This window comes from Nitrospirota bacterium (assembly GCA_020851375.1).
GTDB lineage: Bacteria > Nitrospirota > 9FT-COMBO-42-15 > HDB-SIOI813 > HDB-SIOI813 > RBG-16-43-11.
Genome location: JADZCV010000014.1, coordinates 1 through 13388, shown reverse-complemented (window position 1 = coordinate 13388; position 13388 = coordinate 1). Strand labels below are relative to the sequence as shown.

The 13388-nt window shown below is 46.7% G+C and carries 17 protein-coding genes; 15 read left to right on the top strand and 2 right to left on the bottom strand.

Features of this window, described 5'->3' with window-relative positions; all coding sequences use genetic code 11:
• Positions 1-115 precede the first annotated feature (115 nt).
• From IT393_03045 to IT393_03010, 8 genes are all read left to right on the top strand, one after another.
• Positions 116-1660, top strand: a complete 1545-nt coding sequence (locus IT393_03045) for a TldD/PmbA family protein (GenBank protein ID MCC7201629.1) — start codon at positions 116-118, stop codon at positions 1658-1660.
• Positions 1661-1751: 91 nt separating this feature from the next.
• Positions 1752-3254 carry a TldD/PmbA family protein gene (locus tag IT393_03040; protein MCC7201628.1) on the top strand — a complete coding sequence of 501 codons (1503 nt, stop codon included), beginning with the start codon at positions 1752-1754 and terminating at the stop codon, positions 3252-3254.
• A 59-nt stretch (positions 3255-3313) separates the two neighbouring features.
• Positions 3314-3814 carry a hypothetical protein gene (locus tag IT393_03035; GenBank protein MCC7201627.1) on the top strand — a complete coding sequence of 167 codons (501 nt, stop codon included), beginning with the start codon at positions 3314-3316 and terminating at the stop codon, positions 3812-3814.
• A 2-nt stretch (positions 3815-3816) separates the two neighbouring features.
• Positions 3817-4116: a UPF0175 family protein gene (locus IT393_03030; GenBank protein MCC7201626.1), complete on the top strand. Its 300-nt coding sequence runs from the start codon at positions 3817-3819 to the stop codon at positions 4114-4116.
• Positions 4117-4303: 187 nt separating this feature from the next.
• On the top strand, positions 4304-4807 hold the full coding sequence (locus IT393_03025) for a YhcH/YjgK/YiaL family protein (protein ID MCC7201625.1): 504 nt from the start codon (positions 4304-4306) through the stop codon (positions 4805-4807).
• A 147-nt stretch (positions 4808-4954) separates the two neighbouring features.
• A complete protein-coding gene (locus tag IT393_03020) occupies positions 4955-5563 on the top strand; it encodes a hypothetical protein (GenBank protein MCC7201624.1) in 609 nt (202 codons plus the stop codon).
• 190 nt (positions 5564-5753) lie between these two features.
• Positions 5754-6182 (top strand): rhodanese-like domain-containing protein, encoded by a 429-nt coding sequence (locus tag IT393_03015; GenBank protein MCC7201623.1) that lies wholly within the window; start codon positions 5754-5756, stop codon positions 6180-6182.
• 26 nt (positions 6183-6208) lie between these two features.
• Positions 6209-6925, top strand: a complete 717-nt coding sequence (locus IT393_03010) for an NAD-dependent deacylase (GenBank protein ID MCC7201622.1) — start codon at positions 6209-6211, stop codon at positions 6923-6925.
• On the opposite strand, the gene IT393_03005 is transcribed toward IT393_03010, so the two are convergent.
• A complete protein-coding gene (locus IT393_03005) occupies positions 6918-7850 on the bottom strand; it encodes a glutathione S-transferase family protein (GenBank protein ID MCC7201621.1) in 933 nt (310 codons plus the stop codon). The genes IT393_03010 and IT393_03005 overlap by 8 nt on opposite strands.
• Positions 7851-8031: 181 nt before the next feature.
• Here IT393_03005 and IT393_03000 point away from each other — a divergent pair, with 181 nt between their 5' ends.
• The 4 genes from IT393_03000 to IT393_02985 all read left to right on the top strand — a co-directional run bounded on the left by IT393_03000 (position 8032) and on the right by IT393_02985 (position 10766).
• Entirely contained in the window at positions 8032-8259 is a 228-nt protein-coding gene (locus IT393_03000; GenBank protein ID MCC7201620.1) for a hypothetical protein, read from the top strand.
• Positions 8256-8480, top strand: a complete 225-nt coding sequence (locus tag IT393_02995) for a DUF2283 domain-containing protein (GenBank protein MCC7201619.1) — start codon at positions 8256-8258, stop codon at positions 8478-8480. The genes IT393_03000 and IT393_02995 overlap by 4 nt, the downstream gene beginning before the upstream one ends.
• A gap of 69 nt (positions 8481-8549) precedes the next feature.
• Positions 8550-9446: a polysaccharide deacetylase family protein gene (locus IT393_02990; GenBank protein MCC7201618.1), complete on the top strand. Its 897-nt coding sequence runs from the start codon at positions 8550-8552 to the stop codon at positions 9444-9446.
• 9 nt (positions 9447-9455) lie between these two features.
• Positions 9456-10766, top strand: coding sequence for a M48 family metalloprotease (locus IT393_02985; GenBank protein ID MCC7201617.1), 1311 nt, complete (start codon positions 9456-9458; stop codon positions 10764-10766).
• Positions 10767-10872: 106 nt separating this feature from the next.
• Here IT393_02985 and IT393_02980 read toward each other — a convergent pair whose 3' ends face one another.
• Positions 10873-11523, bottom strand: coding sequence for a methyltransferase domain-containing protein (locus IT393_02980; GenBank protein MCC7201616.1), 651 nt, complete (start codon positions 11521-11523; stop codon positions 10873-10875).
• A gap of 113 nt (positions 11524-11636) precedes the next feature.
• Here IT393_02980 and IT393_02975 point away from each other — a divergent pair, with 113 nt between their 5' ends.
• The 3 genes from IT393_02975 (at position 11637) to IT393_02965 (ending at position 13177) form a co-directional block, all read left to right on the top strand.
• A complete protein-coding gene (locus IT393_02975) occupies positions 11637-11816 on the top strand; it encodes a hypothetical protein (protein ID MCC7201615.1) in 180 nt (59 codons plus the stop codon).
• A 417-nt stretch (positions 11817-12233) separates the two neighbouring features.
• Positions 12234-12506, top strand: a complete 273-nt coding sequence (locus tag IT393_02970) for a hypothetical protein (protein ID MCC7201614.1) — start codon at positions 12234-12236, stop codon at positions 12504-12506.
• A complete protein-coding gene (locus IT393_02965; GenBank protein MCC7201613.1) occupies positions 12476-13177 on the top strand; it encodes a hypothetical protein in 702 nt (233 codons plus the stop codon). The genes IT393_02970 and IT393_02965 overlap by 31 nt, the downstream gene beginning before the upstream one ends.
• Positions 13178-13388: the final 211 nt, after the last annotated feature.

The following is a 13388-nucleotide window of genomic DNA, read 5'->3' as shown; positions in this document are numbered from 1 at the left end:
CCAGAACCAGGGCTTGATTCTGGATTTCTACTCTCCGCTTAAATTCTGCGGGGACAGGTTCCGTGGGAATGACGGGTATACAGGGATTTTCGAGTGAAACAAAGAGGTCTTTATATTGATAAATAACCTTGGTGACCTTAAACACAAGATCAGTGAGTTTTTTACTTCATATACTATTGGCCTCATTGACTGCCTTTATGCGGATATCCGCCTTGAAATAAGTGACACCCGCTGGGCATCTGCAGAAGATGGAAAGCCCAGGTCAGCAGGCAGGGATGAGGGCGGTTCACTCGGCATCAGGGTGATTGCAGGGGGTGAGAAGAAGGCTCCCGGCTATTACGGCGTTATATTCAGCATTAAGGATTTATCCCGCATAAATGAGATTATAAAAGATGGTTTGGACCACGCCCATGCACGTGCTGTTGCAAACAGCAGGCATAAGAGCAGAGTGGCGTCATCCATAGAAGGACTCAGCAGCATACTCTACAGTACATCTCTCGCCGGTGTGGAAATCCACAGGGATACAATTCCGGCGGTCTTTAAGATATCACCTGAAACAGTTTCTCCTCAGGATATTTTGTCCCTTGTTGAAGATACATCAAAAATCGTCAGGGATGTATCTGCAATCCGGTTTAATGACATAACTGCATATACCCAATCAATCGGGACGCTCTTTGCCAGCACAGAGGGCGCCCTTATTGATCAGTATTATGCGTACAGTCAGGGTAATATATACGTTGTTGCATCAGGAAAAGAGGGTCAGCAGGAGCTTTATGAAAGCATCGGTGACCAGCGCGGGTGGGAGGCTGTCAGCGGCGGCGTCAATGCGATGGGGCTGAACTTGCCGGATTTTGCCCTGCGAGTTGCCAGGGATGCCGCAGAGTTATCTGATGCAAAGATGCTGAAGACTACAGAGAAAGAGGCTGTAGTGGTTACAGACCCCTATTTCAATACGCTGCTGTCGCATGAGATTATAGGACACCCTATGGAGGCAGACAGGGTGTTGAAATACGAGACCGCCTATGCAGGCAGGAGCTGGTTTTTCAAAGGTCTTAATGACAACTATATAGGTAAAATGGTGACTTCTCCTCTGATAACTACATATTCTGATCCTGCCCTTCCGGGCTATGGTCATTATGTGTATGACCATGAAGGTACAAAGGGGAAGAAGGTTGTTCATATTGAGAAAGGTATTTTGAAAGATTTTATGAACAGCAGGCAAACAGCGTCTTTGCTTGGCATGACGCCGAATGGATCTTATACAGCAACCGATGCATCTTTGGTCCCTTTGATCCGTATGTCTACTACCGTATTTGCAAGTGGCAATACCGATCCAATGAAGATAATCGGCGATGTCAGTGACGGCTATTATCTGTGGGGGATGCACACACCTTCAATTTCAGAGTCGAGGGAGAACTTCACTATATCTGCCATAAAGACATACAGGATCCATCGGGGTGAGTTGAAGGAGCTCTACAGGGGCGGCGGCATCAGTGCAGACAGCATGAACTTCCTGATGAGTATTGATGCGGTCGGCAACGACTTCAGGATCTACCCCATTGCAAATTGCGGCAAGGGACAGCCGATGCAGACAAAGAGGCTTGGAAACGGCGGGCCTACCTTGAGGGGCAGGGCCAGGGTCGTCGGCGGTGGAGGATAAAATCCCCCTTGGTCCCCCTTTTTCAAAGGGGGAAATCAGTTCCCCCCTTTAGTAAAGGGGGGAGAGGGGGGATTTAAACGGGGATTTTTAGATGCAAATTGCCACATTAAAAGAAATCGCAGCCATTGGCCTTGCCTACATTCGCACACTTCCTGATGTTGCAGATGCCGAGATCTTTGTCAGTTCCATATCGCATCTCCTGACACGGATAAACTTTACATCATCCATCCCTTGCAACGGGTTAGAGGAACCCAAATCCACATTGTCTTATGGAATAGGCGTACAGATTGTGTTTAAAGACGGAGACCGAAAGAGGATCGGATTCGGCAGTCAGGCTGCTGATATTACCCTGGACGGTGTAAAAGAGGCCGTAGAGAAGGCAAGGCTCTCAGCAGTTGAGGACCCGGACTTCCATTCCCTTCCACCCCCGTCTGCTCATCCTTTAATGAGACCTGACTATCATGACAATGCCATTATGAATCTTGGAGATGAAGGGTTTGTGGAGCTTGGCTGGAGGGCGCTTGAAGGGGCTATTAAGACATTCAGGGAACATAATATTACGGCGTCAGTGATCATTGGTGGTGATGTAAGCATTGTCCAGGAGAAGATGGCCATAGCCTCTACCACAGGCGTTAACGCATATGATGAGGCTGCCAGTGCCTCTGCATTTATTACGGCGATGATAGAATCTGACAATGCCAAGGGAAGCGGATACGAAGTAGAGATGAGGCTTGGAGGATTTGCCCCTGAAAAAGCAGGCAGCAGCGCCGCAATGAGCGCAATTAAATCACGGCATGGCCGCAGTGTGTCATCCGGCAAATACAACCTCATACTCGGGCCACAGCCTGTTGCAGACCTGCTCGGGAACATCATTTTACCCTCACTTAATATTGCTGTTGTAGATGCCGCAAGCTCGGCATTCGCGGGCCAATATGGTAAAGAGGTTGCAGACAGGCGTATATCCATCTATGACGATGGCGCTCTAAACGATTATCCCATGAGCCGCAGGTATACTTGTGAAGGACTTGCAACAGGAAGGACTGAACTGATAAAGGCCGGAGTGCTCACGGGTTATCTGTCAAATAATTATTACAGGAATAAGGTCTTAAATGACAGTTCTGCCAATGACAAGATAGGTGCGGATCCGACAACCATAGAGAGTGCACTGATACCCCGCAACGGTTTCCGATCAGGTGAATCAATGCTCAGATGCTTCAGGGGAAGGCCGACGATTGTTCCGACAAATGTCATTGTAGAGACAACAGGTGCTATTCCTTCAGATGAACTTGTACGCACGGTCGGAGATGGTATATACATCGGCCGCATCTGGTATACGTATCCTATAAACGGTCTCCTTGCCGGAGATTTTACATGCACTGTAATAGGTGATTCATATCTTATCGAAAACGGCAGGATAGCCGCGCCCTTAAAGCCCAACAGCATCAGGCTGGCCGACAATATACGCAACCTGCTGAATCAGGTCACAGGTGTCACCTCTGACAGGAAGCCCACACTCCTCTGGGGCTCACCGGAGGTCATATACTCACCGGAGATTGCGGTCAGAGACATCAATGTCTTTTCCATTGGCGGGTAGTCCAGTAGTAATAACTGGAATGAGTTGACAATTGTAATACAAATGCATACAATTAAGGCATGATTGTATTTGATGCCTCAGCTTTAATCCTGCTTGCACGGATTGAGATTCTCGAACTCTTTTTATCAAATTTTCAGGGCAAGGTTTTGATCCCGTATAGTGTTAAGTCAGAGGTTTTGATGAAGGACAAAGGGGGAATGCCATTGATAGAAGAATTGATAAGAAGCAAAAAGATTCAAGTATTGTCCATTAAAGGTGGGATACGGATTGAAAAAGTTATGAGTGATTTCAATATCGGCAAAGGAGAGGCTGAAGCGATTTGCCTTGCTTTGGAAAATGACGTTAGTGTGGTTGCAACAGACGATAGAAACGCCATGAGGGCTTGTAAAATGCTTCATCTTGAATTTATTACTGCGATTACTGTTCTTATAAGGGCTTTTGAAAAGGGACTCATTGATAGAGATGAAGCACTTATTAAATTACAAAGGCTTTCAAAAATCAGCAGATACAGCAGAGTAATTATAGAGGATGCAAAAAAAAAGATGAAAGGAGGCGATTAAACATGGCCACGAAGACACTGAGTATAAGGATTGAGGATGATGATTACCGCTTTCTTTCCTCCCTTGCAAAAGAGGAAAGGGAGGATATATCAAAGGCTGTAAGAGAACTTGTTGATCTCGGCAGGATTATGTTTGCGATTGAAAAGTACAGGAAATCAGAGGCATCAATTGAGAAGGCTGCTAACCTGGCAGGCGTATCTATCGCTAAGATGATGGATTTGTTTCAGGAATATGGAGTAGAAATGAACCTTGAATATGAAGATTATTTAAAAAGCTTAAAGGCTATTAAGAGAATATGGTAGCTGATTATGGCTTCCGGGAACTGGGTGTATTATGCTGGCCGGACGGAGTAGATATTACCCCGGAAACATTGTACAGTGAGGCGACAGGGGAGCCATTACCTTCATGGATGAGAGAAGAGGCAAATGAGCAACTTGTCCGAACTTGATTCTTAAATCTGTAATAAGTAGGGCTTCTGCACGGAATATAATGATTGTTACTGATCTCAGGAGTATAGATCACCAGGCTTCAATGACGCCTGTCATCAAAAAGGCGATTGAATTCCTGCGCAGGCCGGATATCCTTAATATGGCTGACGGCAGGGTTGAGATAGAAGGAGGGCAGGTCTTTGCAAATATCCAGAGGTACGAGACTGTAATTGCAGATGTGCCAAAGATTGAATATCACAAAAAGTATGTTGATATCCAGTATGTTGCATCAGGCGAGGAGGTTATTGGCTGGGCCCCTGCTGACGAAGTAACTGTGACTGAGGCATATGATGCGGACAAGGATATCTGTTTCGGAACGATTCTAAAAGATAAGCTGACACTCGTATATATGCACGCCGGACAAGTAGCCGTGTTTTATCCGGAAGATGGTCATGCACCAAGACTTGCTGCTGGAGCACCATCCCACGTCTTGAAGATTGTCGTTAAAGTGGCGGTTGTATCCGAAGTGGCACAAAAGCAACCATCATTCGTTCCACACCCTTGAAACGCAGACCGACGACAGTCTGCAAATCGATGTTTTAAGAAAAAGGTGCGAAAGGTCTTACGGGGGATACAGGGGACGATTATGACAGCAGGAACCATTATAAAGACCTATAAATAGGCATAACCTATCCCCAAAATTGGAGGGAAAATGTTTATAAGGCGTAATCTTTTCTTTATTTTTCTTGTTATGTTAATAATCTTCCCAGCCAAAGGGATGGCCAAAACGCCTGAAACTCATAAGAGGAGCAACTGGTATATTGGTTTTGGACTCGGGGCGGGACTTGATGCCCGTTACACGATCGATGGCAATGAGATAACATTTGATGACTGGTTCAAAGGGGTAGACACGAAAGACACACGAGTAGCCTTAAATTTTAAGGTCGGTGCGACCCTCAGCCCAAAAACCCTTTTAGGTTTTGATGGAATAGCTGTTGGGCAGATGGGGAGCTATGCCGGCTCGGACCTTCAACTCCAGATCAATAATTATTTTCTAATGCTTACCCACTTCCCAATTGAAGAAGGTTTATTTGTACGTGTGGGGGGAGGGCTTTCAAACATAATGTATAAAGTTGGGGGAAGTACGAATGTCGTGCCAGGCTATGGACTCCTTGGAGGCGTTGGCTATGCCTTCTGGATCGGGAAGAGCTTCAATCTTACCTTGACTCTTGATCACTCACGACAATTCTATTATGGTAGTGTTGGAGAACCCGATACGTCGCAATTTACAATTGCATATCTCGGGTTTGACTGGTACTGATTCTGATCCTTTCTTAAAATGGTGATTATGTTATTGTGTTCATTACAACTCTGTTACCGTTTGTTCAAAAAGTGAATTATTTGATTTACTTCATCTCCCTTGGTTGCCAGAGCCCCCCAGGGACTTTGACTTTTTTGTAAGTGAAAAAGATATTTACTTATAAACAAAAAGACCTTATTATAAAATAACGATGGAACACAGAATTAAAATAATCTTTATCCTGATCCTATCCATATTTCTTGTCTATGGCATCAGGCATTTTGTGTCTGCCGGTCCAAAAGAGTATGAGGATATTTCTGTGTCTGACTTCTACGGCAGATTCAAAGATAATCCCGGGATATTCCTCCTCGACGTCAGGACTCCGGAGGAGTACCGTGATGTCCATGTTCGGGGGACAAGCCGTCTCATTCCGATTGAAGAACTGGAGAGGCGTATTGATGAGATGAAAGGTCTTGAGGAGAAAGAGATCTACGTTATATGCCGTTCGGGCCGAAGGAGTGTAACGGCAAGCAAGCTTCTTACAGGCCATGGATTTAAGAAGGTGTTTAATATAACCGGCGGCGTTATGGAATATAAAAAAATGAACTACCCTGTTGAGCAGGGAGGCCCCATTCCGTAATTGACTGATTCGCAGCAATCAGAAAAGTGGACAAGACTGCCCGCGTACGCTCACGCATTTCAAACGCATCATCTATCACAGTCCTTACAGGTGCAGGTATATCTGCCGACAGCGGTGTGCCGACTTTCCGTGGAAAAGACGGCCTCTGGCGGAACTTCAGGGCAGAGGAGCTTGCAACACCGGATGCGTTCAGGAGAGATCCCGTGCTCGTGTGGGAGTGGTATAACTGGCGCCGGGAGATTATTGCCACTAAGGATCCGAATGCTGCACATCATTCGCTGGTGACACTGGAAAGTCATGCCAGCTCCTTTACACTGATTACCCAGAATGTGGATGGCCTCCATGGGAAGGCCGGCTCAAAGAATATCGCTGAGATACACGGGAATATATGGAAGACAAGGTGCACGGCGTGTGGTGATGTATCACATAATTTTGATGTCACGATAAATATTCTTCCATATTGCAGGAAGTGCAATTGCCTGTTAAGGCCCCATATCGTCTGGTTCGGTGAATCCCTGGACCCGGCAGACATTACAAAGGGCATGGATGCCCTGCACTCATGCGAGGTACTCCTCGTCATAGGCACATCAGGTGTTGTCCAACCCGCCGCCTCCTTTGTATCAGCAGCCAAAGGCGCAGGGGCGTATGTTGTAGAAATCAATATAGAGGAAACTCCGAACTCTTATCTTGTTGATGATGTGCTCACAGGACGGGCATCCGATGTGGTGCCATTACTCACCTGACGACATCACGCCCGTGCGAAGAGTTTAAATCAAGTTCAGGCCCGACTGGTACGATGCCAGTAGGATTGATGTCAGTATGGGTGATGTAGTAGTGCCGCTTAATGTGGTCAAAATTGACCGTCTCTGCAATCCCGTCGTACTGGTATAACTCCCTTAAATATCCATAGAGGTTTGGGTAATCAATGATCCGCCGGATGTTGCACTTAAAATGGCCATAGTAGACCGCATCAAAGCGGATCAGAGTTGGAAACAGCCGCCAGTCAGCCTCAGTAATCTGACTGCCCACCAGGTATCTGTTTGTCCTGAGTCGTTTCTCGATCATGTCCAGTGCATCGAACAGCGCCCGGACTTCCCGTTCATAGGCATCCTGTGTGGTTGCAAATCCTGCCTTGTATACGCCGTCATTTACATTCGTATAAACAAAGTCATTTATCTCATCAATCTCTGACCGGAGCGGTCCGGGGTAAAAATCAATCTTGCTCCTGGTGAATGTATTGAATTCGCTGTTAAACATGCGCATGATATCATCGTCAGCGTTTGAGACAATCCGGCCTGTCTTCTTATCCCAGAGTACCGGGACTGTAACCCTGGCGTTATAATAAGGGGCTGTGGCCCTGTATGCCTCGCTTAGGAACTGAAAGCCATTGACAGGGTCCTCGCTGTAGCCCGGCCCATTTCGAAACGCCCATCCACGCTCATCACGTATCGGATCAACGACCGTCATGCCGACGACTTCTTCAAGCCCTTTTAACCTTCGCATGATAATAGTACGGTGCGCCCATGGGCAGGCAAGGGATACATAGAGGTGATAGCGGCCTGATTCAGCGGGATAGCCGCTTGAGCCGTCCTGTGTCACCCACTTCCTGAACTGGTCTCCCTGCCTGACGAACTCACCTTCCTCATTATGTTCTTTGGGGAATATCATCTGCCTGCCTGACCTCCTCACTACATTCCGACTTCTGTAATAAATTATAACACCTTTACAATCTTTACTCCATCTGAAGCTACAGCATTGAGCGCGCTAAAGGATTGGTTATAAAATGTTGTCCTTGACATGAACTGCCGGTCCATTATAAAGTCTTGATGGTTGTTATAGGGGGCACACTGTGGAGATAAAGATCTCGCGTCATGCCAAAAGACGTGCTAAGCTATACAAAATTCCTGAATCAACGATTTTGAACCTTCTGACCAGTATAGACTTTCACAAGGGAGAACATGAGATATTAAGAAATGTCACGGGCTTTAAGTATCCTTTGAAAATTGTTGTCTCCGTTGAAGGAGACACTGTAACGGTAATAACAAATTATCCCTTAAAGAAAAGGAGGAAAAAATGAAGGTACATTATGATGCCGACGTTGATGCCGTTTATATCAAATTAGGCAATCAGAAACCTGACGGAGTTATTGAGATTGCTGAGGGCGTTAATTTAGATACAACATCTGAGAATAAAATTGTTGGCATAGAAATTCTTAACGCTTCCAGGAAGATGAACATTAAAACGATTCTCACGTATGAACTTGATCTTGACAAGAAAGTGATTCAGAAGTCTGCATAGTAATGTTCTTGAGCAGGCTAACTATAATGCTGTAATATGTTCGCGCCTGACAGGGAATTACTCAAAATAATGACACATCATATTCATAAGATTCTCTGCGTAGTATTTATCATCCAACTCGCCATTATATTTTCCGCCTCATCAGGCAGCCCTGAATCTGTTTCACCTACTCCCAAAGGCAGGGTCATGGTCCTTGAATATCACAAGATTGACTATCCTGAAGCCGCATGGACACGGACGCCTGAGAATTTCAGGAAAGACCTGCAGAGGTTTTACGATAAAGGGTATCAGCTCATCAGGATGGATGATTTTCTGGAAAACAGTATCCGCGTTAATAAAGGGAAGACACCACTCATCCTTACGTTCGATGACTCATCACCCGGACAACTCAGGTTCCTCCCTGATGGAAAGGGCGGTTACAGGGTGGATCCAAACTGTGCTGTCGGGATACTCGAATCTTTTTATGCAACACATCCTGACTTCGGGCTTGCTGCAATCTTCTATGTCCTGCCTGCTGCGAATCCGCCGAATAAACTCTTCAATCAGCCTGAGTATGCACAGGAAAAGCTTCGCTACCTCGTTCGAAAAGGCTTTGAGATCGGAAATCATACGCTGTGGCATGCGACACTGTCAAAACAAAGTCCGGAAGGTGTCCGGCGTCAGCTTGCACTTGCCGTGAAGGCAATCCAGGAGGCGGTTCCGGGATACCAGGTTAAATCCCTTTCCCTTCCAATGGGGATTTACCCAAAGGATACAGGCACACTCCTGAATGGTTCATACGAAGGTGTATCATATCAGCATAAGGGTGTGATGATGGTCACAGGCGGTCCAGCGGTTCCGCCCTCTGACAAATCCTATAACCCTCTCCGGATACCACGGATCCAGGCCATTGAGAGTGAACTTAATTACTGGCTGCGCTATTTCGATAAACACCCTGAAGAGCGGTATACGGGACAGGTGAGATAGTAATCAGATATGAAGAGTCTGACTTTTATTAAGTCTATTTCCTTATATGCGTCCATTATCCTTCTTATCATCTTTATAAGTTCATGTGCCACGAATCCTGTTACAGGTGAAAAGGAATTTGTCCTGATATCTGAAGAAGAGGAGTTGAGTATCGGCACCCAAAATTATCCTGTAACCACACAGATGAACAACGGCCCTTTCATGGATGATGAGCTCCAGAAGTATGTAAGCAACGTTGGAAGACGCCTTGGTGCGGTAAGCCACAGACAAAACCTCCCATTTGAATTTAATGTGGTCAATTCCTCTGACTATAATGCATTCTGTCTACCAGGAGGAAAGATCAGCATCACAAGGGGGCTCCTGATGAACCTTGAAAACGAGGACCAGCTTGCAGGGATACTTGGACATGAGATAGGTCACGCAACTGCAAGGCATTCTGCAAAGCAGATGAGCCGGGCAACCATCACCACAGCACTCCTTGTCAGCCTCGATGCAGTGCTCGCTGTCAAGGATATAAAAAACAGGGAGTTGTACAGCCTTGGCTCAAACTTCGGCGCCTATCTGATGCTCATGAAATACAGCAGGGATCAGGAGCGGCAGTCTGACGACCTCGGCCTTATGTACATGGAAAAGGCTGGCTATAATCCAGCAGGACTTAAACAGTCCATGGAGATCCTGCAGAGGGCACACAAGAGCGAGCCTTCAAAACTTGAAAACCTGTTTATGACCCACCCATTGACAACGGAAAGGGTAGATGCCATCAGCAGGGAATTGAACACGACATACAAGGGTTCTGCATCAAGGGGGTTTAAGACAGATGAGTTCAGCAGAAAGACCGCGCATCTAAAGGACCTTAGAGATGCCTATGCCCTTTACGATAAGGGTGATGCGGCCATTGGAAAGAAGGATTACAAGACTGCCGAAGGCGAATACAGAAAGGCGCTTGAGCTCCACAAGGATGCAATATTTTATTCAGGCCTTGCCTTTGCATTGCTTAAGCAGGATAAGACAGAGGATGCAAGGATCGCAATAGATGCATCTGTCAGGATAGAGCCTGATCTCTTTGGTTCAAGGTTTCTGGCAGGCGCCCTATATTACAAATCGGATAAATATCAGACGTCCCTTGACCACATGCTTGCTGCTGACAGGCTTATCCCTGATGTTTCGCAGGTGAAACTCTATATTGCAAGGTGTTACGAAGGGCTTAATAACAGGGAAGAGGCAGCGACATATTATAAAGATACTCTAAGGCTTGACCAAAATGGTGAGGCAGGAAAAGAGGCACGGGGAAAATTGGTTAAATGGGGTTTAATAAAGTAGGACTACAGAAAAGTGTCTTGGACGAGGACAGAGTGCGAGATGGCAAAAGACAGAGAAATGGTGAATTAGGTAATGCAGGATGCCGCTGCGACGGATGAATACCGGATTACAATCTGCTCCCCATCAGGGCTACGAAGCCGCCATCTCCATGACCTTCACGCACAGGGTCGCACCCAGTCATCACTTTTGGATCAGTGAAGATGGTCTGACATACCTGGAAATCTGAAAAGCCCGCCGCTTTCAATGAATCCATCACCTGAGCGGTGGAATAAAAAGCAGCGTCTCTGTAGAATTTGCTTGATTCTTTCATGGCTTCATACTTTCTGCCAAGGGGAGATTCTCTGTCAATAAAGCCGATGATGAGGCGGCCTCCTGGTTTTAATACCCGCCTTATTTCTTTAATTGCTGCGGGCGGGTCAGTCAAAAAGCAGATGACTGTAACCATTAAGACATAATCAATTGTGCTTTTCGCAAAGGGCAGCGCCTCTGCCAATGCCCTGATCACAGATAGCCCCCTTGAGCGGGCAATATAGGCCATCTCTTTAGATGGCTCTATGCATGTCTTGATTCCATATGGCAGAGAGAACCGTCCGGTCCCTGCGCCTATTTCAATCCCGGTGCCGCTGTGAGGGATTAACCTGCGGATTGCCTCAACCTCTGACTGGTAAGCGAAGATATTCCCGGTAAACCATTGATCATATTCTGAGGCATGTCTGTCGAATATAGCAATATTTGGCTGTGAAAGGTTGCTTTTCATCCCAAAATACTCCTCTGTGCCCGTCATTCCCACGGATTTATCCCCCTTTGTGTTTCGACGGTGCATGAAGGTTTATCTGGTAATATACTCCACATGGTCGAAATTTGCGATAGATGTTCTCTGCTCAGGCAGCGTCGTCAGCCACAGTCACAAGCTTCATAACCAGATGCTTTCCAAACGCCTTTGCCACCTTTGAGGGACTGATCACTGAAGACAGAGTCAGGATGATCCTCTCCTGGAGGTATACAGGCGATCGGGAAAACCAGCAGGTCTTATCCTTACGAGATGCCTGAAAAATAGAGGAAGGCGGACATTAGAATATCATGAGGCAAACGCAAGCCCCCGTATCTATGCCTGCTGTCTCAATATGTTGCATACACCCACTCAAACACCACAATCTAAATTTCTGTTGACTGCATAATCTCACCCTGCTATCTTATGCTCAGAAAAGCAAATTCCTATTGTGGGCTTTATTGAGAAACAAACAGACTCGATATGTAACGTCTTTCGTACTGCTGACACTAAGTCTTCTGATTTGCCACACTGGTTGTTCCTTCGTTCGCGACCTTGCTCCAGTTCATGTCGCCGATCCCATATCAGCATGCGAACGTCTTCGTACGTCTTATCCAAGCAAACACGGACTGATCTTGTTCGAGGATCTATCATCCAAGATCAGGTCAATCCCCTGGTGCTTTCCCAGAACTGCAGGAATGGGCGTATATGGTTACAATGTGAACGTTCACGTAAGTGATCCTGGTACACTCACGCTGGTCCTGTCAGATATAAGGCCTCCCAAGCTGTTTGCTGCTGTCAGTATCGCGGCCACTTGTGCGGGGGGTGACGTAGGCCAAAGTTATGTCAGGCTTGGATATGGCACACAGTGGTCAATAGCTGTAGTGCCGGGAGACTATTGCATTTCACTGATCAAGTCGGGCAACGACAAAGAGGATGTGTGGTTTACGCTAACCGTATCACGACCGTGATCCTTACTTCTTTCTTAGTCGGCTCGGGATACAGTCCTCCATCTGTTCCGGAACTTGATCGTTACGTTGTCAACCTTGGAGACATTCAGCGGACGAGTAGCCAGGAAGATGTAAGAGTCATCCTTGGTGAACCACCGTTCGTGCATGATACTTATGGTATTGGCAGTCTCCAGTACACAACATGGCGGTATCCGATCCGGAACGTAGCCGCTGTTCCTCTTCCTGCTGGCGCACAAGCCCAAAGGTGGGTGATTCCTGCGGTGGAACTGAGAATCTGGTTAGGCGAATCTGGCGTAGTAGACAAGTGGGGGTTCTATCATCCCATCGAACACTCCCCTATGCAGATTAGGGAAAGCATTGAGGAGGCTGACTATCGCCTCAGGAAGGTATGCAAACCGCCTACGAGGATCGAGCTCGCAAGACTGTTGAGGCAAGGCGCAACAAGAGAAGACGTGCTGAAGGGGATGCACTGGTTCGAGGGGTTGGTCTCTGCAGGGCTTGAGCGGAGCCAAATGCGAACCTTGAGAGAGGGGCAACGAGAAATCCTCATCTATTATGCAGATCACCCGAGCCCTCTTTATATTCCGCCCTATTATTTGGAAGTGACTTACTATGGTAAGGGAGACGCCGGCACTGGCTGGCACTTTGAGGGTTGGGGCGCATGCAAGTAGGTCTGACTATCCAATTTGGATGTGTACCAATGCGATCAATACTGCGTTTGGGCGCACCTCACACGTCTGCTGCTCGAAGAGAAACGTAAGCGGTTAGTTAACCGCACCCCTCAGAATTTCATGTTAGTGATGATGTCACGATCCGCATACTGCGGCAACAGCGCTTTGTAATCTTTATCACTTTGAGCCACAGGCAGGTTGTTAAAGAGAT

Bases quoted from the DNA above. Each gene is read 5' to 3' on its own strand.
- IT393_02970 (MCC7201614.1), top strand. From the start codon at position 12,234: ATGGGCGTATATGGTTACAATGTGAACGTTCACGTAAGTGATCCTGGT.
- IT393_03005 (MCC7201621.1), bottom strand. From the start codon at position 7,850: ATGATATTCCCCAAAGAACATAATGAGGAAGGTGAGTTCGTCAGGCAG.
- IT393_03040 (MCC7201628.1), top strand. From the start codon at position 1,752: ATGCAAATTGCCACATTAAAAGAAATCGCAGCCATTGGCCTTGCCTAC.
- IT393_03020 (MCC7201624.1), top strand. From the start codon at position 4,955: ATGTTTATAAGGCGTAATCTTTTCTTTATTTTTCTTGTTATGTTAATA.
- IT393_03015 (MCC7201623.1), top strand. From the start codon at position 5,754: ATGGAACACAGAATTAAAATAATCTTTATCCTGATCCTATCCATATTT.
- IT393_03035 (MCC7201627.1), top strand. From the start codon at position 3,314: ATGATTGTATTTGATGCCTCAGCTTTAATCCTGCTTGCACGGATTGAG.
- IT393_03025 (MCC7201625.1), top strand. From the start codon at position 4,304: ATGATTGTTACTGATCTCAGGAGTATAGATCACCAGGCTTCAATGACG.
- IT393_02980 (MCC7201616.1), bottom strand. From the start codon at position 11,523: ATGAAAAGCAACCTTTCACAGCCAAATATTGCTATATTCGACAGACAT.
- IT393_03030 (MCC7201626.1), top strand. From the start codon at position 3,817: ATGGCCACGAAGACACTGAGTATAAGGATTGAGGATGATGATTACCGC.
- IT393_02985 (MCC7201617.1), top strand. From the start codon at position 9,456: ATGAAGAGTCTGACTTTTATTAAGTCTATTTCCTTATATGCGTCCATT.
- IT393_02975 (MCC7201615.1), top strand. From the start codon at position 11,637: ATGTTCTCTGCTCAGGCAGCGTCGTCAGCCACAGTCACAAGCTTCATA.
- IT393_02990 (MCC7201618.1), top strand. From the start codon at position 8,550: ATGACACATCATATTCATAAGATTCTCTGCGTAGTATTTATCATCCAA.
- IT393_02995 (MCC7201619.1), top strand. From the start codon at position 8,256: ATGAAGGTACATTATGATGCCGACGTTGATGCCGTTTATATCAAATTA.